Below are 24,391 nucleotides of genomic sequence, written 5' to 3' on the forward strand. Positions count from 1 at the left end.
GGATACCTCCGCGCACTCAACACAGAAACCACAAACATCGATATAGTCACATCGATCCGATTACCGGGTCAACGTTTCATGTCACACCACTAGCCGCCTCCGCGATGTCCTATCCAGCGTTTGCAGCCGTCGAAGCCACGGCGGCGGTCATGCGCGGAGTCGGGCGTACCGCTCGAGCGCTCTGTTTAACCGTCACGGTCAACGGCGGGTACCTTCTCCTCGCAGCGGGACTCGTCCAAGGCCTCGACTTGGGTGTGCGGGGTCTGGCATACGCCCTCGTCATGAGCCGCTACCTCACCGCAGGCATGGCGCTCTGGGTCGTGCGGCGCGATGGCGTCCTGGGCCGCCGGTGGGCAGAATCCATTGACTGGACCGCGGTTCGCCGGGTTGCCGTCATCGGGGTGCCGTTCGTCGCGGAGCAGCTCTTCTTCAACGGCGGCAAGCTGCTGACCCAGACGTTCGTCGTGAGCATGGGTACGTTGGAGATAACCGCCAACGCCGTCGCCCAGTCACTCGTCGCGCTCAGCGAGATCGTTCCCCAGGCGCTGTGCATCGCCCTCGTTCCCATCGTGGGTCAAGCTATCGGAGCAGGCCGCCCTGATGACGCTCGCCGGCTGATCCGATCATTCCTGTGGTTGTCGACCGGGGTGGCGGCCGTGACCGTGGCCGCCATGCTCGCCGGCTTCCCCTGGTTGCTGGACGTGACCCGAACGCCGCCGCAGGTGGCAGACGACGTCGCGGCCGTATTCCTCATGGCCTCAGCGGCACGCCTGCTCGGCTGGTGGTCGTTGTCGTATCTGCTCGCCGCAGGTTTGCGTGCCGCCGGGGATGCCGTCTACACCACCGCGGTCGCCACGGTGACGATGGTCCTGCGGGTGGCGCTGATCTGGATCGTCGGGGTTCACCTCGAGTACGGCGTGGTGGGAGTGTGGGGTGTCATGGTGGCGGAGTGGGGGCTGCGTTCGGCGGTGTTCGCAAGGCGTTTCCGGGGCTCGCGCTGGGAAAGCCGATCATTCGTCACGGCGCGGGATCCCGCGCTGCCCGGCTGTCCATAGCCGTTCGCCGGCAGCCGTGCGGCACGCGAAACGGGATTGGTGGAGGTGCGCACGACCTGGCGGCGGACCGGATGTTCAGTCCCCAACGCAGGAGCGACTGTTGAGCGCCCGTTGAAGATCCGGGCCTGCCGGTAGCTGCGTGTCCAGCATCGGCCGTGGCGGGCCCAGCCCACCACGCTCGCAGGCTCGCACGTCCAGCGAGTGTGGTGGAAGACCCTCGGTAGACAATCACCGTCGGTCAGGACGGGGGCTGCTGGATTCTTATGCCGGCGCGTGCGGAACCGTCGTTCTCGACGACGAAGATCCCGTCGGCGACCTCCTGCGATTGCTGACGCATCGTGCTGCTGGAACCATCCGGCCACCGGGTCGCATCGGTCCACCGCAAGCCCGCCAGGAACGCACCGTCCAGGCTCGCGCCGCTCAGGTCGGCACCGCTCAGGTCGGCCTCCCGAAGGTCGGCGCCGTCGAGTATCGACTCACGCAGGTCGGCTTCACTGAGGTTGGCGTCGGCCAGGAACGCGCCGGACAGGTCGGCGCCATTGAGGAAGGCACCACTGAGATTCGACTCGCGCAGGTCGGCTCCGCGCAGGTAAGCCCCGCTGAGGTCTGCGGCCGTCAGTAATGTCCAACCCAGAAAGGCACCACCCAGGTACGCCATACTCAAATCCGCTTCACGCAGGTCAGCGGCGGCGAGGAACGCCCCGGACAGGTTCGCGTTCCTGAAGTTGGTACCAATCAATGTCGCCTCGACGAGGCTCGCTCCGCGAAGCATCGAATCGGCAAGGTTCTGGCCGCTGAGGTCGGCGTTCTTCAGTTCCGCACCCGAAAGCGCCTGTCCTTTAGGTGCGGCCTGAACGTGACTGGAACGCGGCCGGGGGCCCGTGCCGGCCGCCACCACTGGGGGATTGCTCACATCTGCTCCGATGGTCGAGTCGGTGACGTTGATGATCAGGCTATTGACGCGTCCGTGCGCACGAGATCCCGGATCCATGCGCGCACCGGATCGCTGCTGCTGCGGCGTACCGGGTGGATGAAGTAGGCATCAGGCGTGCGCTGCGCCTGCTCGACGTCACGCATCGCCTGGTACGGCCGGAACCGGTTGAACTGAGCGAGATGAGCAGCGTACGAGCGGGACGTCAGGCCCAGGGCCTCGGCAAGGGTTGGGAGGATCAACTCCTGCAGAGTCGACGACCGTTCCGGTTGCTGGTTGCGCTCGACGAACGACCGGACCCGGGAGTACATGTCACTCGACAACAGGGTGGTCGCATACTCCCTGCTGAACACTTGCGCGGGACAGAACGCGCGGTTCGTATGGCTCATCCCCATGATGGAGAGGAGCTCCTGACGATCCTTTGCCAGCGAGTGATACGAAGGCCACAGGGACACCTCGGGAGTCCGGTGCCGCAGGCCCGGAGCCAGATAGTGCGCGTCGCGCAGTTGCCTTTGCACGTAGTCCTGAAATCCCGGTCTGATGAAAGCCATATCGGTCTCGACATTGACGACATAGTCGTACTCCGATTCGGCAGCCCATTCCAGGATGTCGAAGAAGGCCGGCGTTATCTTCATGTACTTCAGCGGCCGATCGCGGCGGACACGTAGCAGGTCGAAAGGCGTGTCCCGCCGCTGCCCGGAGTTGTACCAGGCGATATCGGCGTCCGGACAGAACCTTCGCAAGCTCGAAACCACGTCGGCGAACGTGTCGTCGACGGTGTCGCTGAGAATTACGAAACACATGGACGTTGCGGCCATGCGTCCTCCTGTCTGTGATGTACGGTGCTGTCCGTCGGCCTGGGACGCCCGGTGACCGAGAGCCGGCCCCGATTCATACGCCGCCGATCTCGTGGACTCTCAGCGGCTGGCCGAAGAGCTCATGCGCCCTAGGTCCGACCTGGTCAAGGCGTTCACGCACGTCGGCGGGATGCACCTCGTCGAAGCCGAGCGAGCGCGGCATGGCCAGCGCCAACCAGATGGCATGTGAGAGCTTGCCCGGGATCAGGCACCACAACCCCGCTACGCCAAGGTCGCGCCCGTCCAGCACCCGGGGCAGGGTGCTCCTGGCCATGTGCGGGCCGTGGAACTCGACCTTGCTCACCTGCGTTACGGCGACGATATCGTCCAGTTCCAGGGCGCCTGGCAGGAACCACGACCTGAAGACCGTCAGGATCTGGTCGATGGACTTCGCGGTCTCGACCTGAGGAGGCACGCCGTAGAGGCTGATCGACTGATAGTCGCGCAACTGCGTGACGACCGGCAGGCCCGGCTCGGCCCCCCGCACCGGATACGCGACGTTGCCCTGTGCCAGGACGATGTGTGTTGCATGATGATCGTAGATCTCCGCCAGCACGTGTCGCGGCCGGCGGTTGAGCGTTCGCAGCAGACCGGTCGTGCCAGGGCCGGCGCAGATCAGCACTCGTCCGGCCGTGACCAGCGTGCCGCAGGACAGCCGCACGGCGCTCACGCCCCCGCGTCCGTCCTCGACGATCTCTCGCACTGGTGCGTCGATGACGATGTCGACTCCGGCGTCCAGGCACGCCTGCGTAAACCTCAGCACCGTCTCCGACATGTCCGCCTGGAGCTCGTCGATGACCACGCCGGCGACACCTGCCGCCGGCTCCGGCCGCAGCATCTCGGACAGATCGCGCGGGCCGCACCGCTCGTGGAGCAGACCGAGTTCGTCCAGCCGCCTCAGGTAGTGGTCGATCTGCGCCCGGCGAACAAGGTAGAAGGACTTCCTGCTGATGACACAATCGTCGGGCAGCGCGGCGGACACCGTGCCGACGGTCTGTCGACACCACTGCGCCTCCCGCTGGTGGCCGAGGGCGTAGGAGGCGCCCGTGTGGATCGTCCCACCATTCTGTACGGTCGCGGAGTCGCCACCCAGGACGCCATCGTTGACCAGCACCACGCGAAGTCCCGGCCCACCGTGCTTCTGACTCGCGATCCGGATCGCCAGAGCGGTGGCCAGACCGCTGATGCCGCCGCCCACGACCACGACGTCGCCTTCTCGTCGCCTCGATCCGTGGCGCGCCACGGCCGGAGCAACGGCTTCCAGCCTCCTCACGACACGCTTTCGTGCAATGTGAGGCGGTGCGGGCGTACCGCCCACAGGCCCGGTGGCTCTGAGAACGGCGCCGAATCAGCTTCCGCGCTGCGCAGGACGTCCAGAATTCCGTCGTTCATCATTCCTTCGCCCGCCGGACGAGGCGCCAGACAGCGGTCATGGATCCTCGCCTTGGGCGGTGCACAGAGGATCGCTTCGAGTGTGGGAGCAAACATCGCCGTTCGCGCCACCGGTGCGATCAGCGGCACGCTGCTGCCGATCCGATAGTCCAGCAGCTTCATCCTGCCCGCCTGCCGCCGGTCGCCCTGGAGGATCCGATCGCTACTGATCGTCACGGTGCCGTGGATCAGCACACCGTTGGCTGAGGTCACGCGTAGACATGCGGTGTCCTCCACCATCATCGTGCCAGCCATCACGTAGCAGCCCGCCAGGTCTGTCCGATGGCGTCGACCTCCGGCGTATCGGCTCCGGGTGGCGCCGATACCTGCGCACACATCGCCGTCACATCCCTGGCGGCTTCCACACAGGTGGCGATCTTCCCGCTGAATATCGAGATGACGCGCTCGTCGATGCGGCGGACCAAGGTAGGCCTCGCGTCGGTGTGCTCGACATGCGGCAGCACCGCCCGGATCGTGAACAACGAACCCATGTGTTGTGCCTGATCGATGTCGGCTAGAAAGGGTCGCGCGTGGTCGACGAACTGAGCAAATCTCGTGTGGCGCGTGTGCTGGATGCGTCCATTGAGTTTGTCGGCCAGTTCGACAGGTACCAGTGGGAAGCGTCCGACGGCCGTGAGGTGGACGGCGTGCACCACGTTACCGAGAACGAACATGCCGGAGCGGTCGTACGGGTCTACGCACATGAACGGCCCGTCGAGGATGACGATGCTTCGCCCGCGGTACTGGTCGGGCAGCCGGACGACCGGCTTCTCGCAGACCTCGTACTGATAGCTGGGCGTGCCTGCCCGCGCTGAGGACTCCAGGTCGTTGAGGCGGGCGTAGGTAGCCATCACCACGCGATCGAAATCCTTCAGGTCGTCGAAGGATTGCGGCGACCGCAGATGCACATCCACTCCGGCCATGGTCAGCTTTCGCCAACATGACCTGCGCAGGGCGGCGATATCCACGGCCTCCTCTTGCACTCGAAGCGCCAGGTCCACCGACGACCGTCGTAGAAACGGTGGAAACTCCTCGCGGTACGGCAGCCCCGATCGGTCGCAGAACTGGAGGTACTGCTCCGCCGAGACGAGGCTGCCCTCGCTGGCTATGGCGACGTAGTGCTCGTGGTCGCCGCGAACCGAGTCCGGGTACTCCTCGCGAAAGGACCTGACCCCTTGACGCACTGCAGCGACCGTCTCCGAACTTCGCGGATAGTGATACCCGTGGTGCAGCCGGCGCTGGTTCACGCTGCTTGCACCGCAGAGCAGGTCGGGCGCCGCTTCGAAGAGTTCGACCGTATGCCCGGCCCGGGCCAGGTGCACAGCAGCAGTAACGCCGAATATCCCACCGCCGACGACCGCTATCCTGTATCCACTGGTCACTGCTGGGTTCCTCACTGCTCTGAGGCTTGCGGGCCGCCCACGCTCCAGGACTCGCCGCAAACACTGCCTGCCGCAGCGATAATAGATGATCGTCAAGGCCTCCGCGCGGGTCTGGATGCCCAATTGTCTTTGCTGGGGCGGCTTTGAGCGCGGCCGCGACGGCAGACCAGATCGGCAACGAGACCAAGTCTGGTTTGCTGAGCGGACGTGATGCCTCAAGATCGGCGTACTTTTGCGGCCCGGGTTCGCTAGGAATCGTCTGCCCTTCGGCGGGACTCCCCACGTAGTAGTCCGTGGTCTTACGGTCGCCCAAGCCCTTGAAGCGAGCCAGGAGCCGGAAGCGTTCGTCCGTTGCCCGGACCGCAGGTGGCTGTGAAGGTACCCACGAACGAAGCCGGACACGGTTCCTGCTGCTGCAGAACGCGGTGGGGCCAACCGACTCGGTGACGCTGAGCCCGGCGTGGGTGCTTCGAGATCAGCGAATCTCCTCGGCCACGCGGCGGGCGAGGTCTCGTGGGCTGCGGTTGGGAGCGCCGGGCCCGCCGTCGGCCAGTTCCGGGAGGCTGATGCCGATGAAGTGGTTCCAACTTCGGCTGCACATGTCCTTGCAGTCGAGTTCATCGTTGAGGCCGCGGTGCTCGAAGGTGAGCTCGCATGAGTCGTGGTCGAGTGGGGTGATCGTGAAGGTCGGCTGCGTTCCGGCCCAGTCCTGCAGGAAGGTGCACTCGACGACAGTCCAGCGGACCGTGGTCGGGGGCGTCGCCTCGTCGACACGGATCAGCAGCGGCGGCTGGCCGGGCACCATCGGGAACCGCAGCTCTCCATTGGTCAGCCCGGAACCGGTGGCCGGGCTCCACCAGGCGGTGAGCGCTTCGGGGCTGGTGACCAGGTCGAACACCACCTCGGCGGGGGCGTTCACGCGGACGGTGGTGCGGTAGTCGGTGCTCGTGCCAGTCATTGGGGCCTCCTCATACGGTATGGCAATGCCCTGGTTGCGATACGGTATGGCAACCGAGTGGTTGCGTCAAGGCTGCCGCCGCATGGTCGGCCAGATCGTGCGGCATGACCAGCAGAGCCGACGGACGGCGCAGCGCGTCGGCGACCACCCGTGACGAAGATCCGGGCGACGGAACCAAAGCACAGCTCCGTCGTCATCGGCCGGGCTGAATGGAAGACCCGGACGCCACCGGTGGGCGCCGCTAAACGCCGGCTTAGTCCTGGTGGTCCCAGCGGTTGATGGCGCCGGGAGCACTTGGCCGCAGGCGCTCCCGTCCGCCGCAGGACCGAGCGATAGTGACGTTCTCGAACGAGCTCGCTGTGGATGCATAAAGCCCGACGCCGCCGCTGCGGACAACGGTGTCGCGACCCTTCAGGATCTCCACGCCGTTCAACGTCACGGTGATGCGGTCGCCGTGAACCGTCGCGCCCAGTCGCACGGGACCTGTCAACGGGTTGCTGATGGATGCAGTGGCCACTGTGACCGGACCCGACGCGTGAGCCTCGCGGATGATGCTCGCGTACTGGGTTCCGTTGCTCGTCTTGCCGATGTGGATCCGATACCCGTACGCGTCCGTGGAGTCTCGCAGCGAGATTCCTGCGTTGCCGACGGATCCGTCGATCGTGACCGTGGTCTCCACGACATAGTCGCATGCCTCGGAGAAGCGGGACGGCAGTGTCGAGTCGGCCAATACGTGCGCCCGGCCACCGGCAGGCGGCGTGAGGTGCAACTTACCCGAGGCGACGGATACAGACCCGATTATTCCTCGCCAATTGGCCTGATCGAGCCCTTCCCTAATCACGATGTTGTCGAAGGTCGCGGCCCGCCGATGCGTGAAGGCGGCGGCACCACCCGTCGGCAGCTGTGAGTCGTCCGCCGAGATCGACGTGTCGCCGACTTTGGCGGTCAGATGCCTTCCGATCGCGGATACGACCAGCTTGTGCGGGACGTTGGCGCCGATCGGCAGTGCGGTCTCCGCGAGTACCGTGGTCGTCGAGTCGTATATCTTCACGAGCTGCAGCGTCGCCCCCGACGTGGAGTTGAGCACATTGGCCCGGTAGTAGTTGTGGGAATCGTGGTAGCGGAACGCGAGACCGGTACGCGCCGTCGTCTGGCCGCTGGCCCCGGGAACGATGTCCGCGGCCATGACCACGTCATCGGGTACGTCCTGCAGCGCCGCGAACGACACCATGTCCGCAGTCGAGGTCTGCGCCAACTGGGTGTCCGGCTGCGCGCCGGTCAGCGCCCAGGTCCCCTGGACCGGTGCCCAGCCGCCGAAGGAACCGTTGAAGTCATAGACGGTGCGGTCCAGGCCGGCATCGTCGAACTCGTCGGTGAGCACGGGCGCCGGGGCAAAGTGCTCCTCGAGTGACACGGTAATGAGGTCGCCCGCGCGGGTGAACGCGATCGGGGTGTCGTTCACCATCACCGCGTTCGCGTTCGGCGCGTTGATGGAGAGCGTGCCGGTGAAAGGGTCGCTAAGCGAGATCTTGGCGGTCGCGCCTCGCAGGTCCACACTGACATCGGATACCATCGTGGATGCGCTGATGACGGTCTTATTTTGATCGATCAGCGACGACCCTCTGGTCAGCGCGTACCGGGTAAGCGCGCCACCCGAAGCACGCTCGAGGTACGCGGTCTCGGCGTTGGTCGTGGCGACCCCGAACGCCCTCGACGAGGGAGTCGCCTCGCGCGAAAGGTAGAAGCGCCCGGTCCCGTCCGGCAGGCCGATCTCCATCGCGGTCGCCACGGAGTGGCTCACCCCAGGCAAGACGATGCGCTTCGCCGTCACCGAAGGCGCCGCGCCGGCCGCGCCTGGAACCACGACCGTGTCCAGTCCCGTCGGCCCGGTGGCGGGCCAGTCGTACGACAGGAAGTCGACGTTGGTGAGTACATTCTCGCCGACCCGCACGGCGCCGTCCCCGTGGACTCTGGGGGTTACCGCGGCGCCGGCCGGAGCCACCGGGACGAGCTGCACGCCGGCACCGGGTGTGGCTCCGGGCACGGTGTCGAACCCGACCGTGGCGACCTTCGTATTCGGGTTGACGGTCACCGGATCACCAGGGAAGTGCCAGAGCTGCCGGTAGTTGTGCGCGGCGGTGGCACCGGTGAGGTCGTCGGAGACGATCCAGAAGCCGGGCTTGACGAAGTAGACGGCGCGATCGTGCGCGATCGGCTGGTAGCCCATCGTCGCACCGCGGTAGATGTCGAGGCCCGCGTTCGAGCGCCACAGCGACGTTGTGCGGGCGACGTCAGCGGTCTGCGGGAGTCCGTCGACCTCGATGGTGTTATGCGCCTCGGTCGTTTGGCGCATCCAGTTGTTCGTCGGAGTATCGCTGTAGTCACCTACCCCGGAGTCGACGATCAGCGGACGCCCATACGCCGCCATCACCAGGCTGAGGTCGTCTGGATGCCGATGCGAGGCGGTGTAACTGGAATTCTGATTGTTGATCAGCATGTACCGGGCATCGGCGTCCCAACCGGAACGCTGAACCGCGAAGCTGATCGGAAACACTGTGGACGGCAGCGTCGGGGCGGTCCCCTCCGTTCGGCCGGAGGCGACCCAGGTGAAATCGGGCCAGGAGTTGCGTTGACCGCTTCTGCGGATGGCCGACGTGCCCGCGTAGTCGTTCGGCGTGTCGCCGATCGCCGCGGGTTCAAGATTCGGCTGACGGGTCGCGAACAGCGAGTCCGCGATCCAGTCTGCCGCCTGGACGAGATAATCGGGAACGGTTCGCCCGTTGGCAGCCGCGACCGCAATGATGGCGTTGAGCAGATCTGCCACATATGCCTGATAGTTGAACGCCGGCTCGCGGTACACACCGTCGCCCTTCAGGTACGCGCGCAGGAACCGCTCGGCCGAGCGGACCGCGAACCACTCCCAGCCGGGCGAGGCCGAGAACTCCGGCAGAAACACGGCTGCCGCGTGGACGGACCGGGCCATCGACATGTACCAGTTGTTTCCGATGTGCGTCTGCATCACGCCGGCGAGGAAGTCCGTCGTGGCGTGCACGCCGGACAGGTACGTCACGAGGTCGCTCGCGTCGATGCCAGGATCGGTGCGGAACACGGAGAACGCGCTGACCAGCTGGGCGAGCCGCTTGGCTGCCGACAGGTTGCGGCCTTGCGGCCAGTTCTGAACGTCGGCGAAGAAGTCGAGCGAGATGTCCATCCACGCCGCGGCGTACGCCGCTCGCTTTGCCGGGTCGCTCTCGGACACGTATGCGAATGTCAATTTGGGCATGAACGTGAAGTCGCTCATCAACGTCTGCGCGCCGCCTGGGGTGGTTTGTGTGCCACCCCAGGTGTCGTACCAGTCGACGTCGATGCGCTGCTCGGCGCTGTTGTAGAAGGTGCGGGTCTCGGTGCCGAATCGGAAGATCCCCGCCGCGAGCTCGTCGGGGCCTGAGTCGCCGCCGCCCAGTCCCTCGGCCGGAGCCGGGTATTGGACGTCGGTGCGGCCCGCGTAATACGACTTGAGCTCGCTCGCGGCGCCCGCTTCATCGCCGGCGGCTAGCTTGGCCGCCACCGCGCTGAGCCCTGGGCGCGTCAGGTCGAGTAGTTCGCCGAGATCCGACGTGTCGGCGACGGCGGCGCTGCCCGGCGACAGAACCGCCGCCACCAGAGCCAGCACGACCGCCGCACGGACCCGGGGACGCGTGTACCAACGAAGATTGCTCCGTCTCACTACTGTCTTCTCCCTAACCCCGTGAGAGTGTTAGCTGAGTCCAGCGCTTCAGCGACCTGCCTGCTCCTCGTACTCGGCCTTGATCTTGTTGCCCGCCCGGTCCATGAACTTCGTGATGGCCGGCTGCCAGGCCGAGACGGGCTTGTTGCCCAGCTGGATCTCCAACAGCACCGAGTCCAGTTCCTGCTGCTCGCTGGCCGCCTTGCTGGCGGCGGTCTCCGAGTACAGCCCGAGGGTCGGGTCTGCGACGGCAAGGGGGACGCCGGCGACCTGGTGGTCGTGCTGGTCCTGCACGGCCTGGCGGTTGCCCGGTTCGTAGATGACGGGCGATGCCTCGGCGAGGTAGCGCACCGGCAGGAAGGTCTGGCTGCGCCCGCCCTCGGTGAGAGTCGGGTCGGAGCCGTTTCGGTTGAACGTCTGGCCCTCCACGCCGAACCGGAGCGCCAGGTACTCGTCGCTGCCGAAGGGCGAGCACAACCAGTTGAGGACCTTGAGGATCTGCTTGATCCGTTCGGCGTCCTTGGTTTTGGCGATGGCGGTGAAGCTGGACAGGGTCGGACCGGGCGTGCGTACCTGCGCACCCCTGCCGTCCCGGGTGGGCGAGACCATGCCGGTCAGGCGGAAGCCGGGCACGTCTTTCGCCTGGCCGTAGAACTTGCCCCACCCGGCGTACCCGCCGATGGTGAACGAGGTCGTGCCGGCCAGCATCCACGCGTTGCGCTTGGTGTTGGGAGAGCCGGCGTGGTCGGGATGTATCACCCCCGACTTCACCAGTTCGACGGTGTCCTCGAGGGCCTGCGTGAACTGCGGTGTCGTCCCGGAGTGGGTGAAGACGCCACCCTTGGCCTGCCAGGCACCGGTGCCGCCGGGCCAGTTGCCGGTGATCCCGTTCATCTCAAGGATTGTGTTGAACGGGATCTGCCCGAACGCCCAGCGACCGGCCCGTTGGTCGGTCAGCGCCGCCGCCATCTGCTTGAACTCGTCCCACGACTTGGGTTGGAGGTTGAGCCCTGCCTTGGTCAGCAGGTCGGCCCGGGTGTACAGCACGGTGCCGATCCGTGCCCGCGGCACGGGGATGCCCCAGATCCGCTGGTCGTAGACGGTGCCGCGCCAGGCATCGGTGGGCAGGGCGGCGAGGTTCGGGTAGGCGAGGATCGCGTCCCCGGACAGGTATTCGGTGAGGTCGGTGAATGTCGTCCTCAGCATGGCCGGCATCTGCTGGACAACGCCCTGGATAGCCACCATGTTGGGCAGATCGCCACCGGCGATGGTCGTGGCGACCTTGCTCTTGTAGTCCGCCGAGGCGACGTACGTGATCTTCAGTTCGGTGCCGAGTTTGTCGTTGAGGTTCTGCCAGTAGGGGTTCGAGCCGAGCGCGGGGGCGATCGGGTCGTAGGTGTACGTCAGTGCCGTGACGGCTTCGCCGTGCACCGGTTGTGATGCGGCGCTGGGGGCGGTCGGGTATGTGAAGTATCCCGGCGACACCCCGGCCGGCTCGGCGGCCAGGTCGGGCGTGGCCGCGGTGACGGGCTTGTAGATGGGCAGCTTGACCGACCCGGTCGAGCTGCCCGACGGGCTCGATCCGCCGTCGCCGCATGCCCCGAGCAGCGGGCCTAACCCCGCTGCCGCGCCGAGTGCCAGGACGTGGCGGCGACTGAAGGTGGATGCCATGACGTCTCCCTTCCACATTGTGTGGACGACCGGTCAGCCCTTGACGGCGCCGACCATGAGTCCCTTGGCGAAGTGCTTCTGGATGAACGGGTAGATGAGCAGGATGGGCAAGACGGAGATGACGAGAATCGCCATCTGGACGGAGATCTGCGGTGGCAGGTTCTCCAGGTTGGAGCTGAGCTGGTCGGACCCGATCGGGGTGTTGTTGACGACGTAGGTGCGCAGCACCAGCTGCAGCGGCCACTTCTCCGACGACTGGAGGTACAACATCGCGGAGAAGAAGGCGTTCCAGTACGCCACCGCGTAGAACAGCCCGATCACGGAGACCACCGCCTTCGACAGCGGCAGCACGATCCGCAACAGGATGCGCACCTCGCCGGCACCGTCCATATGGGCGCTTTCCAGGATCTCGCCCGGGATTTCCAGGAAGAACGCGCGCATGACGATGACGTTGAACGCGTTCACCAGCACCGGCAGGATCAGTGCCAGGTAGTTGTCCAGCAGGCCAAGCTGTTTGACCGTCAGGTACATCGGGATGATGCCCGGGTTGAACAGCAGGGTGAACACGGTCATCAGCAGGATCGGCTTATGCAGCAACGAACCTGGCCGCGACAGCGCGTACGCCAGCGTGATCGTGGCGACGAGGCTGAGCGCCGTGCCAACCACGGTGATGCCGGCGCTCACCAGCAGCGCACGGGTGACGATTCCGCCGGACAGGACGGCTCGGTAGGAGTCCAGCGTCGGTTCGGCCGTCCACAGTACGAAGCCGCCCGCCCTGTTGATCTCCTTCGGGGAGGCGATACTGGTCATGATCACCGCCCAGAACGGCACCAGAACCGCCAGGCAGCTCAGGCCGAGCACGAGTCCCCGCGCACCGAGCCCCAGCTTGCTGGGCTCGCCCATCCAGACCGGACGCTGGCTGCGGCGCGAGCGTGGCCGCCGCGGCCCCGCGCCTGCGGCGGGGAGCGCCACGGACACCGCAGTCGGCGCAAGTCGGCTCGTCACTTGGCGTACACCCCCTGCTCGCCCAGCGCGTGGGCAAACCGGTTCGCGCCGAGCACGAGCGCGACACCGACAATGCCTTTGATCAGCCCCACCGCCGCCGCGGTGCCCCAGTCGCCACCGACGATCCCGTGGTTGTAGACGTATGTGTCGAGTACTTCGCTGGCACCGGCGCCGACCTGTGCCTGCTGCAGGATGATCTGCTCGAACCCGACGGACAGCGAGTCACCGAGCCGCAGAATCAGCAGCAAGACGATCACCGGGCGGATGTACGGCAGGGTCACGTGCCACAAGCGGCGAGCCGCCGAAGCGCCGTCCACCACCGCGGCCTCCATCAGCGTCGGATCCACCCTGGACAGTGCGGCGAGGAAGAGGATCGTCGACCAGCCGGTGTCCTTCCAGATCACCTGTGATGTGATCATGAGCTTGAACAACTCGGGTACGCCGACGATGTGGAACGTGGACAGGTCGGCCGAGCGCAGCCAGGCGTTGAGCATCCCGCCGTTGCCGAACATCTGCTGGAACAGGGCGACCACGATGACCCAGGACAGGAAATGCGGCATGTAGAGGATCGACTGGGTGAGGCGTTTGAGCCGTTCGCTGATGGTCGCGTTCAGGACCAACGCGAGGCAGATCGGCAGCGGGAACACGAAGACGACCTGGATCAGCGTGATGATCAGCGTGTTGACGAGTGCGTTGAGGAACACCGGGTCGCCGCTGAGCACCGGCTCGAAGTTGTCCAGTCCGACGTACGGGCTGTGCCAGATTCCCAGGAACGGCTGGAAGTCCTGGAACGCGATGATGTTCCCGCCAAGTGGCAGATAGTGGAACAGCAGCAGCGCCGTGACCCCGGGAACCGCGAGCAGAAGCAGGACCCGGTCGCGCCGCCAGCGGTTGCGCACGCTATGCATCGCCGGTCCCCACCGGTGCAGGCAGGCCGATGGGCTGGCCCGCGACACAGGCTTGCACCGCCGCCCGCAGCCGGTCGTCGGCATTGGCCGCGACCCTCCTGCTCCGGGCGACCGCGGGCGCCGGGTCGGTGGCGATGTCGGTGACCGCCGCGACGACCGTCGCCGCGGCGCGATGGTCGAGCTCGATCACCAGGTCTGGCGCGCCGAGGTCGGCGAACATCTGAGACTTCGTGGTCTCGGTCGGCTGCCGAAGGTAGATCGTCGGGATCGCGTGCCGTGCGGCCAGGATCGGCGAATGGCACTCCATGCTGACCACCAGCGACGAGACGGCGTAGACCCCGGTGGCCTCCTCCAGCGGCCAGTACCGATCCAGGAGTCGGACCTGCTCGAGCGTCTGTGGACTGAGCAGGCTGGGAAGGTGCTCGTGCGCGAGCTCGACGGCGTAGCTCATCTCGGGCACCACGACGGCCGGCAGGCCGCTGACGCGTACCCAGGTCTCGATCGAAGCGGCCAGCACCGCCAGGTCGCGCGTCACCGTCGCCCGGTTGACCGCGTCGCGCCGCATCTGCTCGCGGGTCGGTTCCGTGCCGTAGATCTTCGCGTAGGGGGCGAAGCGCAGCCGCGGGACGAAGCAGGCGAACCGACCGGGCTGCAGGCCGAAACCCTCCAGCAGGCGGGCGGCCGCGACGGCGTCGGTGTGGTCGAACGCGAACGTGCCATCCGGCCCGAAGGCGAGGTCCGGCCCGGTTATCTTCTGGCTGCGCAGAGTGGCCAGGGTCATCGTTTCGCGGCAGTACACGAAGTCGGCGCTGTCGAAACGGTCCTTGACGTCGTCCTCAAGATAGGACGGTGGGAGCGTGTCGACCATCCGTGCCAGCTCTGGCAGCGTCGCGATGGTCGGCGGGCACAGCGGATCCACGGTGATCCCGAAGTAGCCGTACGGGCGGCCCACGTGCTTGCGCCACCAATCGATCTCGGTGATCTGGAAGGCGTCGGCACCCGATCCGTGTATCAGGACGTCCGCACCGTCGATGGCGGCGGCCAACTCCGGGGTGCTCGGCCCGTCGGCACCGAGCGTGCCGTCGACGACGCGCAGATCGGGCAACGCGTGCCGCAGCATGGATCGTTCGCGCTCGTCCAGCCGCACCGGCCAGAGGATGACCTCGACCTCGGGGGCGAACCGCTGAAACGCCCGCACGACGCCAGGGGAGTGAGCCACGTCGCCGATGTTCACCGTCGCCCAGGAGGACCGCAGGAGGACGGTTCGACGAGTCGATGTCATGTATGCTCCTTCGTGACGTTACGTTAATTCAAGCTAAGCTTGGTGAGACGTTACGTCAAGATCTCAGGAGGGTTGCTACATGACGACGCAACGTGACGTCGCACGGGCGGCTGGGGTGTCGCTCGCGGTGGTGTCGGCGGTGGTCAACGGCACGAGTCACACCCGGATGAAGGAATCCACCCGCACTCGGGTGCTGCGGGCGATGCAGCAACTGGGTTACCAGCCGAACCATGCGGCGCGCTCGCTTCGGCTCAACCAGACCGGCATGATCGCGATGATCTTGAACAAGATCGACAACCCGGTCTACAGACCGCTGCGGCAGGGGGTTTACGAGGCGGCGGCAGAGCACGGCGCGACGGTCCTGCTAGGCGATGCCGAGACGATGCGCTCCGGCAATCAGTTCCTGACCCGGCTGCTGAGCCAGGGCACGGTCGACGGCATCCTGATCCGCGGCGAAGGGCTGCTGGACGACGACGTGATGGCCGAACTCCGCTCTCACCCCAAGCCGATCCTGATCCTGGAACACGCACCGGACCATCCCTGGATCGACATAGACGATCGCCGCGCAGGCGAGATCGCTACCCGGTTCCTGGTCAACCTCCACCACCGACACATCGTCTTCGTCGGGGGTTCGGGATACATCTCCCAGCAGCGTTACCTGGGCTACCAGCAGGCGATGGACTCCGCCGGACTGACACCGGCTCCGCACCTGGCCACCGGGTTCGGTGAGCAGGCCGGCGCCGACGGGCTCCGGCAGGCGATGCAGGCGGCGACCGCACCGACCGCCATCGTCGTCAACAACATCATGAGCACGGTCGGGGTCCTGGCCGCCGCACGCGACCTCGGCATCGCCATCCCCGACCAGCTGTCGGTGGTCGGCATCCACGACGTCGACCTGATGCAACACCTGCGCCCGGCCGTCACCGCAGTCCAGATGCCCATGTACCAACTCGGCCGGTCCGGCGTCGAGGCGCTTTACGACCTGATCGCGGGGCGGCCAAGCGCGAGCGGTGTCATCACCGACCCCGAACCCGAACTGGTGATCCGTGACTCAGCGACTGCTCTCACCCGGATCCGCGATTAGCGCTCGCATGATCGCCCGCGGCTCATATCGATTGTCGGCAGCCTATGCAATGGGGCCCGAGTGGCTATGTTCAGTGGCTGCCGGCCGACGGCGAGGCGAACGCTGACCAGTAGCCGGCGAAGATTGTTGCGGGTCATGGCGATATCTGACGCCGCTACCGGGATGCGTGGATGGAACCCGGTGCGGGCAGTTGCATGAGGTCGCCGACAACCGGTGGCGAGGCCCACCGAAACCACCCCTAGGTGCACGGGTAAATCGTCGCGGCTATTCGACTACAGCAAGGACGACTTTGCCGTGTTTGCCGCGGGCTTCGCTGCGTATGAATGCATCCCGGGCTTGGGCAAGCAGGAAGACCGAATCGATTTCGGGCGACAGGTCGCCGGTGTCCGCGAGCCGGGTCACCTCGGCCAGGTGCTCATGGTTGGGTTCGACGATGAAGTACTGAGCGCCGGGCGCCTCGGCGGCGATTGTCACGATCCGGCCTGCCTGGTTAGCAGAACGCGCGAGTGACTGACCTCCCACGGTGTCGAACAGCAGGTCGCACGGCTCACCCTCCGACACCAGTACCGCGCCCCGGCTACGGGCCAGTTGCACAGCCACGTGCCCGACACCACCGTGTGAGCCCGTGACAGCGACATGTTCACCGGCCGTCAGCCGGCCATGGACGATCAGTGCCTGCCAGGCGCTGAGGCCGGGCATGGGCAGCGCCGCCGCCTGGACGTGGCTCAGCGAGCCCGGCTTGCGCGCGAGCATCTCCACCGGGACGAGCGCGTATTCAGCCGCCACCCCGTCGCGGTCGAACGGCGTGAGTGCGAACACCTCCTCACCGGCCGAGAACCCAGTCGCCGTCCTCGACGACGACGCCGGACAGCTCATAGGAAGGGATCGCGGGGAGCCGGTCGGACGGCCAATCCAACTCGCCTCGGGTGATCGCCGCAGCATGGACCCGCACCAGTACCTGTCCTGGACGTGGCTGGGGCGGCGCGACCTCGTCCAGCCGGAGCCCTTCGATCCCGCCAGGTGGGTGGAGCCTGATCGCCCGCATCATCAACACATCCCCAGTAAGGATCGTCCAGAAAAGTGCCTCGTCCGGCACGCTATCAAGGCGACGCCCGATCAGGTGCAGCAATCCGTCCTGCGTGGCGGCCGGAGCAGACCTGAGCCCCGACCCCCACTACGCCGACCCGCCGCTCTGCAACGTCGGTGGGACGAGGTCTGCGAACCTGCCACCGTGCGTGGATCTCCCCGGCCGTGGCACGGCGGCCTCGGCCGTGGCGAATCGTCAGCTGGGGTCGGTAATGGTCACCCGGCCGTGCAGGCCGCCGCGGCCCGCTCCGGGGGAGTCCCGAGTGGCGATCACCAAAGTCACGGAGCGGTTCGGAAAGGACGGCAGGGCGTAGGAGTGCACGTCGTCGCTCCAGCCGATGGCTCGTAGCGGTTTGTCGTCGAGCCATGCCGACACCAGCCGAGCCCGGCTGGGCACCAACAGCCGGCCGGATCTCGCTTGGCTGGGCAGTTGGCCGTCGAACCGGTAGACCAGGCCGCCGGAATAGTACGCCAAGCCCTGCTCGGCGATCGATCGGTCCGTGGCGAGCTCCAGCCACTGGTTCGCGGTGGGGATCTGGCGTTCCCACAGCCCGAGCTCGGCGCAGTCGCCGACTGGATCGATCTTGGCTAGCCACACCGCCGGGAGCTGCCGGTGCCAGCCGCCGGTACTGATGATCACTGCCGGTTCCACCTGATCGAGGTCACGGCCGCCGGGCCGGCGGACGACCGGCGGCACGGCGGACAGCGGGGTGTCCGTTGCGCCGGCCCAGACGAAGGCGGGGCCGACCAGGCCGCCCGTGCCGAGTTCGTTGAGGTTGCGATTGACCACGCGCAGAACCAGCCGATCGGTGCCGTCGAAGCGCAACAATCCACGGAGATCGAATTCCCAGGGCTGGAAGGACCGGGATCCGGCGATCAGCGGTAGCTCGTTGCCGTTGACCCAGGCGCGAACCGACTCGTCCACTGACCCCAGCCATAGCGACAACCGGCGCTCCGCCCAGGCGGGCGCGATCGGTAGCGGGGTGCGATACCAATAGGCGCCCCGAAAGTAGCTCAATCCTTGATCGGCGGCGGATCGCGACCTCGTCGCCAGCGGCCGCCAGCCGGCGTCGGGTACGCCGGTCGCGTACAGCTCGTCGGCGAGCCCGTCGTCGGTGTCGTCCAATATCGCGGGCAGCTCGTCCGGCAGCGACCAGACGATCTCGTTGTCGCCGACGGTTCGTTCGGCGGCTGCTCGGATCGGAGGTGCGATCAAGTTGAGGAAGTTGCGCCGTTGCGGGTAGAGCGCGACCGGCTGGTGGGAGACCGCCGTGGAGAAGTCGTTCTCCGCTCGGGTCAGGCTGGCTGCGGCTCGGGCGAAGGACCCTTCGTGCCAGGAATGCAGCGCGTCCCAGATCGACCATCCGAACTGGAAGGCGATCCGAGCCACCGCGACTCGATCGACGACGCCGGGATCGCCGGTCTCTCGGGCCAGGCGCTCGGCGTCGGAGAGGAGCCGGTCGAGGGCCTCGAAGTCGGCCGCTGTGAAGATCCGCACGTGTGCCAGCCATCGGCCCGTCATGATCGGCGCCCGCGACACCGTTTCGGCGATCTTGTCGAAGTAGTCGGCCATCGGTGCGGCCGCCGGCCCGTATGCGGCGGCGCAGAATTCCGTGATGACGGCCGTGGGATCGGCTGTCGCGTCCCACATTAGCTTGGTGGCGAGGTAGAAGGCTGGAGCGTCGTAGCCCCAGCTTGCCGAGACTTCCATCCGGCAGCCGTATCGCGACTTGTGGCGAACGTAGAGTGGTATCTCGTCGCGGGCCGGCGCGATCGGCACGAACGGCAGTCCCGGATCGGCGAGGTTGAACAGATAGCCCCGGTAGGACCAGCCGTCGACCATCGCTCGCCATCGGTCTGCCAGTCGCAGATAGTAGCGCCGTTCCTGGCCGCTCGGCTCGGCCGCGGTATGCAGCCGGTCGACGTTGATCGGCGCCAACGCCGGAATGATCTTGCGGTTCGGCACGACCCGCACTGGCGGCAGCATGTAGTTGTCGTAGCAGAAGAAGGCGATGCCGACGTCTGGGTAGTCCCGCTGCAGGTCGTCCAGCACGAGGTTGAAGAACCGGATGTACCGGTCGGTCACGCTGGGCAGTCCGGCCAAGGTGTCCCACTGATCCGCGTCCCACTCGGTGACGCCGAATCCGTGCCCGTCCGCCGGGCCCATCCGCAGCACCTTCAAATCCGGGTCGCGGGCGAGCTCGCTGCGCGCGTACGCGATGGCCCGCCGCAAGACCTCTGGATTCGTCACGTCGAGTTGATTGGTGCGCGAGCCGTTCTCCTGGATGTAGAGCTCCGGTTCCGACGTCTTCGAAGCCGGCGGTTGCAGGTCGATGCCGTGAGCGTCCCAAGACTCGCCGCGGAGCCGACGCCGACGCGACCAATCCGCGCCTTCGTTGCGATCGACGCCCGGTGGCATCGTGCCGAGGTAGTTGTCGACGAAGTGCAATTGGCGGCTGCCGAACGTGGGCACGCTGATCAGGTCCTGATCGGCCGCGATCACCATGCTCTGGCGGGGCAGAACCGTGCCGTGCGGCCCAGGCATGAGCCATCGCACCCCGAGTTGCTCGAGCAGCTCGTACGCTGCGAAAAGCGTACCGGCCGAACCGACGCCGGCCAGCTGTATCCGGTGGTGGGTCACCTGGATCCGGAACGAGTGCCCGGTGCCGTCGGGGTCGTCGACGTCGTCGAGCGGCAGGTCCGGGCAGGCGGTGCCGAGGTAGACCGGAAGCAGACCCGGTATCGCGGCAGCGCCGGCGTAGAGCTCCACGCCGGAGATGTCCCTCAGGTGGTTGACCAACTCGTCGGCTGCCTGCCGTTCGTCCGGCTGCGGCTCGGCTGGCAGCACCAGCGATGCGCGCGCCCGTCCATCGCTGATCATGGTCGGCCCCGGGCGCTGGACCGACGCTGCGTCGGCGACACCGGTTTTCAGGGCCGCGGCTGCCAGGCCGAAGACTCCGGCGCCGCCGGCTAGAACCGTTCGTCTGCTGAATTGCTGCGGCATAGTTCGACTCTCCTCGAGATCGAGCTCGCGCAATTAAGCGCATAATCACGAGGAGCGTAGGAGCCCGGCCGGGGCCCGTCAAGGGGACGACGGGGGAGCGATCGTGCTGCCGGCCGTGATCGTGCACGGCACCATCACATGTTCGGTCCTGGTGGTCTGGCTGCTGAGCAGGCGGATCAAGATGCCGACCGCTTCCCGGCCGATCTGGCGCGACGGGGAGACCAGCTGGGCCAGGCCGGGTGCGATCTGCTGGTCCGGCATCTGCTCGGACCAGTCGCCGAGCGCGATTACGCTCACCTGTCCGGGGATGTCCACGCCGGCAGTCGTCGCTGCCGCGCGGACCTGGTCGGCGAGGTAGTTCGACTCGAACACGAGGGCGGTGATCTTCCGGCGCCGCGCCAGTGCCAGCAGCGCGCGAGGTCGAGCCGCGTCCGCTCCGCCGGCGGTGTCATAGGTCAGCACCTGAAGGCTGTCGCCGGGCCAGCCCAGTTCGGTTCCGGCCTCGGCGAAACCGGCCCGCCGGTCGTCGACGGTCTCGTGCGTCAGGGTGCCCCGAACCAGCGCGATCTTGCGATGGCCGAGGTCGGCCAGACTGCGGACCACCTCGGTGGTTCCGGACCGGTAGTCGGCGGCAACCCAGCAGACGCCGGTAGGGATGGCATCTCGCCGTCCGACCATGACGAACGGATACCGCTCCGCGTGCAACCGAGCGAGTTCCTTCGGGTCGACCATCCCGCCGACCATGATCGATCCATCAGCGAGTTGCAGCATGTTGGACCCGTTGCGGTAGACCGTGCGATTGCCGGAGTCGTCTCGTGCCCCGGTGAACAACAGCAGGTTGTAGCCGGCCTCCTCGGCGGCCTCCTCGATGCCGACGAGGAACTCGAAGTAGAAGTCTTGGCTCTCTCTGGGGAAGAGCCGCTGATACGTGAAAGCGCCGATCAGGTGGCTGCGCCCACCGGCCAGACTCCGCGCGGCGACATTCGGAACGTATCCCAGGTCCTTGACGGCCTTGAGCACCCGGCGGCGAGTCTCCTCGCTCACCCGGATCGTCCCCGTGCTGGCGCTGCTGATCACCGCCGAGACGATCGCCGTCGACACGTTCGCCGCCCGGGCCACGTCGATCTGACGCGGTCGGCGACCCTGGTTACTCACCACCGGGTCAAGGTACCCCCTGCGGTAAGTCCACTGCCGGAGCGCCATCGTCACCGTTCCCTGCCGCGCGGATCTGATGTCGACTCCGCTTGCGCCAGCTTTGTGATTAAGCGCATAATCGGCCAGATTCAATCCAGCCTCCTCGGAGTGAGCGCTCCGAGAACGAGAGGGGATTTCGATGTCCATGACTTCCAAGCCGATGTCCCGGCGTACGCTGCTCGGCGCTGCGGCGTTCGCCCCCCTGGCCGTGGCGTTGACGGCTCAGCGCGCCTCCGCGGAGGCCTATCCCGTGTTCGACATCCAGGCGGACTTCGGCGCGGTCGGCGACGGCGTCGCCGACGACACCGCGGCGTTTCAGCGGGCCGCTTGGGCGATCTCGGCGACCAGCGAGCGTGGCGCGACGCTGAACATCCCGGTCGGGACCTACCTGGTCGGAAAGCAACTTCCGGCCGATCAGATCGATGCATGGGTCAACGCTCAGAGCGCGTACATCGCCCCCGCCGACCTTCATGCCGACCTGGACGAGAACTTCGGTTCCTCCGGCTATCTCGACGCCTGGCGAGTCGCGCTGCCGATCTTCCACATCGGCTCCCGGGTCGGGCTGCAATACCTGCAGATCAACGGACACGGCGCGACGATCAAACTCGCCGACGGCCTCCTGTACGGCGGATACGTGCCCGCGACGAACTACGACGCCGGACAGACCCCGGGAAACCCCGTCGACGAGGTGGGCACCAGCCCGCGCAGCCGGTACGGGGTCGAGGCCGGCCGCATGATCCAGGTGATCGGCGGCAGCAACATCACGATCTCATCGCTGGTCCTCAACGGCCGATCGGTCGCGCTGAAGCTTGGTGGCAGCTGGGGCGACACCGGACGGCAGGTGAAGGCGACCGGCATTCGGCTGCTGAAATGCCGCAACGTCACGATCAACTCGGTGACCAGCAAATTCCACGGCCTGGACGGCATCGCTTTGGGATACGGCGGCCTGACCCTCACCGATCCGCCGACCGACTACACCCTCACCAACGTGGTCACCGAGTACAACGGCCGGCAGGGCCTGTCGTGGACCGGTGGCCGTGGACTGACCGCCACCGGCTGCAAGTTCCGCTTCACCGGACGTGCGGTCAACAACGGCGGCGGTGTCGACGACGGGCTCGCACTGTCGTCCAAGCCGGGGGCCGGCGTCGACATGGAACCCGAGGGCGGCAGCATCTGCTTCGACGGACAGTTCACCGACTGCGAGTTCTACGACAACGCCGGCCCGGGCGTGGTCACCGCCTCGAAGCTCTCACCGGTCTCCGACATCGGCGACATGACCTTCGACAACTGCCGGCTGTGGGGCGGCACAACCTGGGCGATCGACACCAACGCGCCCCGATTCCATTACTCCGAGTGCAACTTCTACGGCAGCATCGACCCCGCAACGGGCACCACCCTCGCCGCCGACGCCTCGACCTTCACCGACTGCACCTTCGTGGACCTGCGACCGACGAGCGAGACCACCGGCTCGGTCTATCGCAGCAGTTACTTGATCAACGGCACGGCACTCATCAACCTCACCGGGTGCACCATCACCGCCTACGAACTCGGCAGCATCTACAGCGGCGACGCCAAGTCAAGGACGCTGCTCGACTGCACGGTCAACCACAACTACCGCGCCACGTCATCGCGAACCACGTTGTGCGCGTTGCGCGGCTGGCGGGTCGACGGCACCCAGTTCTTCGAGAACATCGCCGTCAGCGGCTCATGGACGATCCTCGTGTCCGGCGTCACGGTCGCCTCCACCAACCGCCCGACCACCGTCGAGGGACCGCAGGTCCTCTGGAACGGCAGCCAATCCGGCACCATTGCGAACACGTAGAACCGAGCCTCGCTCCGGATCACGCGAGCCGAGCCGGTCCGAGACGTCCCCTCGGACCGGTTCGGGACCGCGCACCGTAGCGGCGGCGGCGTCCCGCGGGCGTGGCGGGCAGTCGCCCCGGCAGAGGTAACCTCCCGCCTCTGCGCGAGACTCACGACTCGTGCTGGCGTACCGGTCCGCAGAGGCCTTCACGAGTTCCTCGGCGATCGTCCGGAAGTCCCCGGATTGGTTCAGCGGCTGGTCGGGCTCGTCATAGATTGGCAGGACCAGCTGGTCGCGATCGTTGCCGCCCATCCGTGCGGCGATCTTCTTCTTCGTCGGGCTCTTCTGACCCCACGGGATCTGGTCGATCTCACCGTAGGCGTATGTATCGGCCCTGCCCCCGCGACGTCGCGGCGGTCAGCCGATCAGCAGGCCCAGCCCGAACAGCAGAGCTGCGCCGCCCACGACGCCGAGCAGCACCCACGCCCACGGCGCCGGCCGGCGTACGCGATAGGCCAGCGCCGCGAGCAGGAACAGCACCCCTGGTACGCCCCAGATCACCCACATCGCTCCGAAGTTGAACCAGCCGTCGGCGCTCATGTTGCTGATGCCCTTGTTCATCGGCTCCATGACGCCGGTCAGGATCAGCGTCTTCACCACGGTCTCGGCGAGCGGATACAGCAACTGGACGGCGGCGGCGCCCCAGAGCCCGGCGAGCACCAGCCACCCCGGCAGCCGGTCGCCCCAGCGGTGCACCGATGCCAGCGCGATCCCGATACTGAACAGCCGCAGGCCGATCGACAGCGACACCACTGCCTGTTCGCTCCACGAGCTGCCCCGCAGCACGGACCAGAGCACCGCGATCGCGGCGATGAGACAGAACAGGCCGACGTACGCGGCGGCGGCCAGGGCCGGCCGGCGGCCGGTGGCAAGGTTCATTGGCATGCGATGAGCATCGATGAACGCGTGATCGATGGCCATCCGGATCTCCCCGGACGGTATCCCTCAGCTT

General features: G+C 66.7%; 19 protein-coding genes. 3 read left to right on the top strand and 16 right to left on the bottom strand.

Annotation, left to right across the window (positions count from 1 at the left end; all coding sequences use genetic code 11):
- The coding region (locus tag AB0M47_RS27665; protein WP_363419160.1) for an MATE family efflux transporter at nucleotides 1-1,055 on the top strand (1,055 nt) is incomplete at its 5' end.
- Nucleotides 1,056-1,293: 238 nt separating this feature from the next.
- Here the strand turns inward: AB0M47_RS27665 and AB0M47_RS27670 are convergent.
- The 11 genes from AB0M47_RS27670 to AB0M47_RS27720 all read right to left on the bottom strand — a co-directional run bounded on the left by AB0M47_RS27670 (nucleotide 1,294) and on the right by AB0M47_RS27720 (nucleotide 15,207).
- Nucleotides 1,294-2,046: a pentapeptide repeat-containing protein gene (locus AB0M47_RS27670; protein WP_363419162.1), complete on the bottom strand. Its 753-nt coding sequence runs from the start codon at nucleotides 2,044-2,046 to the stop codon at nucleotides 1,294-1,296.
- Entirely contained in the window at nucleotides 2,004-2,804 is an 801-nt protein-coding gene (locus tag AB0M47_RS27675; protein WP_363419164.1) for a hypothetical protein, read from the bottom strand. The genes AB0M47_RS27670 and AB0M47_RS27675 overlap by 43 nt, the downstream gene beginning before the upstream one ends.
- 73 nt (nucleotides 2,805-2,877) lie before the next feature.
- The gene (locus AB0M47_RS27680) at nucleotides 2,878-4,047 is read right to left on the bottom strand and encodes an FAD-dependent oxidoreductase (protein WP_363419166.1); all 1,170 of its coding nucleotides are present in this window, start codon (nucleotides 4,045-4,047) and stop codon (nucleotides 2,878-2,880) included.
- A gap of 65 nt (nucleotides 4,048-4,112) precedes the next feature.
- Entirely contained in the window at nucleotides 4,113-4,529 is a 417-nt protein-coding gene (locus AB0M47_RS27685; protein WP_363419168.1) for a hypothetical protein, read from the bottom strand.
- Nucleotides 4,529-5,656 carry an FAD-dependent oxidoreductase gene (locus AB0M47_RS27690; RefSeq protein ID WP_363419170.1) on the bottom strand — a complete coding sequence of 376 codons (1,128 nt, stop codon included), beginning with the start codon at nucleotides 5,654-5,656 and terminating at the stop codon, nucleotides 4,529-4,531. Before AB0M47_RS27690 ends, AB0M47_RS27685 begins: the two co-directional genes overlap by 1 nt.
- 475 nt (nucleotides 5,657-6,131) lie before the next feature.
- Entirely contained in the window at nucleotides 6,132-6,614 is a 483-nt protein-coding gene (locus AB0M47_RS27695; protein ID WP_363419172.1) for an SRPBCC domain-containing protein, read from the bottom strand.
- A 253-nt stretch (nucleotides 6,615-6,867) separates the two neighbouring features.
- Nucleotides 6,868-10,341: an alginate lyase family protein gene (locus tag AB0M47_RS27700; RefSeq protein ID WP_363419174.1), complete on the bottom strand. Its 3,474-nt coding sequence runs from the start codon at nucleotides 10,339-10,341 to the stop codon at nucleotides 6,868-6,870.
- Between the two features lie 48 nt (nucleotides 10,342-10,389).
- Nucleotides 10,390-12,012 (bottom strand): extracellular solute-binding protein, encoded by a 1,623-nt coding sequence (locus AB0M47_RS27705; protein WP_363419176.1) that lies wholly within the window; start codon nucleotides 12,010-12,012, stop codon nucleotides 10,390-10,392.
- Nucleotides 12,013-12,045: 33 nt separating this feature from the next.
- A complete protein-coding gene (locus AB0M47_RS27710; RefSeq protein WP_363419177.1) occupies nucleotides 12,046-13,017 on the bottom strand; it encodes a carbohydrate ABC transporter permease in 972 nt (323 codons plus the stop codon).
- Nucleotides 13,014-13,925, bottom strand: a complete 912-nt coding sequence (locus AB0M47_RS27715; protein WP_363419179.1) for an ABC transporter permease subunit — start codon at nucleotides 13,923-13,925, stop codon at nucleotides 13,014-13,016. The genes AB0M47_RS27710 and AB0M47_RS27715 overlap by 4 nt, the downstream gene beginning before the upstream one ends.
- The gene (locus AB0M47_RS27720; RefSeq protein ID WP_363419181.1) at nucleotides 13,918-15,207 is read right to left on the bottom strand and encodes a polysaccharide pyruvyl transferase family protein; all 1,290 of its coding nucleotides are present in this window, start codon (nucleotides 15,205-15,207) and stop codon (nucleotides 13,918-13,920) included. Before AB0M47_RS27720 ends, AB0M47_RS27715 begins: the two co-directional genes overlap by 8 nt.
- A gap of 79 nt (nucleotides 15,208-15,286) precedes the next feature.
- Between AB0M47_RS27720 and AB0M47_RS27725 the strand changes: the two genes are divergently transcribed.
- Nucleotides 15,287-16,291 (top strand): LacI family DNA-binding transcriptional regulator, encoded by a 1,005-nt coding sequence (locus AB0M47_RS27725; protein ID WP_363419183.1) that lies wholly within the window; start codon nucleotides 15,287-15,289, stop codon nucleotides 16,289-16,291.
- Between the two features lie 264 nt (nucleotides 16,292-16,555).
- On the opposite strand, the gene AB0M47_RS27730 is transcribed toward AB0M47_RS27725, so the two are convergent.
- From AB0M47_RS27730 to AB0M47_RS27745, 4 genes are all read right to left on the bottom strand, one after another.
- Complete coding sequence (locus tag AB0M47_RS27730) at nucleotides 16,556-17,110, bottom strand: zinc-binding dehydrogenase (RefSeq protein WP_363419185.1); 555 nt, start codon at nucleotides 17,108-17,110, stop codon at nucleotides 16,556-16,558.
- Between the two features lie 4 nt (nucleotides 17,111-17,114).
- Complete coding sequence (locus tag AB0M47_RS27735) at nucleotides 17,115-17,420, bottom strand: hypothetical protein (protein ID WP_363419186.1); 306 nt, start codon at nucleotides 17,418-17,420, stop codon at nucleotides 17,115-17,117.
- Between the two features lie 153 nt (nucleotides 17,421-17,573).
- Nucleotides 17,574-20,381 (bottom strand): DUF4838 domain-containing protein, encoded by a 2,808-nt coding sequence (locus AB0M47_RS27740; RefSeq protein WP_363419188.1) that lies wholly within the window; start codon nucleotides 20,379-20,381, stop codon nucleotides 17,574-17,576.
- Between the two features lie 78 nt (nucleotides 20,382-20,459).
- Nucleotides 20,460-21,668 carry a LacI family DNA-binding transcriptional regulator gene (locus AB0M47_RS27745; protein WP_363419190.1) on the bottom strand — a complete coding sequence of 403 codons (1,209 nt, stop codon included), beginning with the start codon at nucleotides 21,666-21,668 and terminating at the stop codon, nucleotides 20,460-20,462.
- Between the two features lie 46 nt (nucleotides 21,669-21,714).
- On the opposite strand from AB0M47_RS27745, the gene AB0M47_RS27750 reads away from it, so the two are divergent.
- Complete coding sequence (locus AB0M47_RS27750) at nucleotides 21,715-23,397, top strand: right-handed parallel beta-helix repeat-containing protein (protein ID WP_363419192.1); 1,683 nt, start codon at nucleotides 21,715-21,717, stop codon at nucleotides 23,395-23,397.
- A gap of 399 nt (nucleotides 23,398-23,796) precedes the next feature.
- Here the strand turns inward: AB0M47_RS27750 and AB0M47_RS27755 are convergent, their stop codons facing one another.
- A complete protein-coding gene (locus AB0M47_RS27755) occupies nucleotides 23,797-24,324 on the bottom strand; it encodes a hypothetical protein (protein ID WP_363419194.1) in 528 nt (175 codons plus the stop codon).
- Nucleotides 24,325-24,391 lie beyond the last annotated feature (67 nt).

The sequence above is a fragment of the Hamadaea sp. NPDC051192 genome (assembly GCF_040682475.1).
Taxonomy (GTDB): Bacteria; Actinomycetota; Actinomycetes; order Mycobacteriales; family Micromonosporaceae; genus Hamadaea; species Hamadaea flava.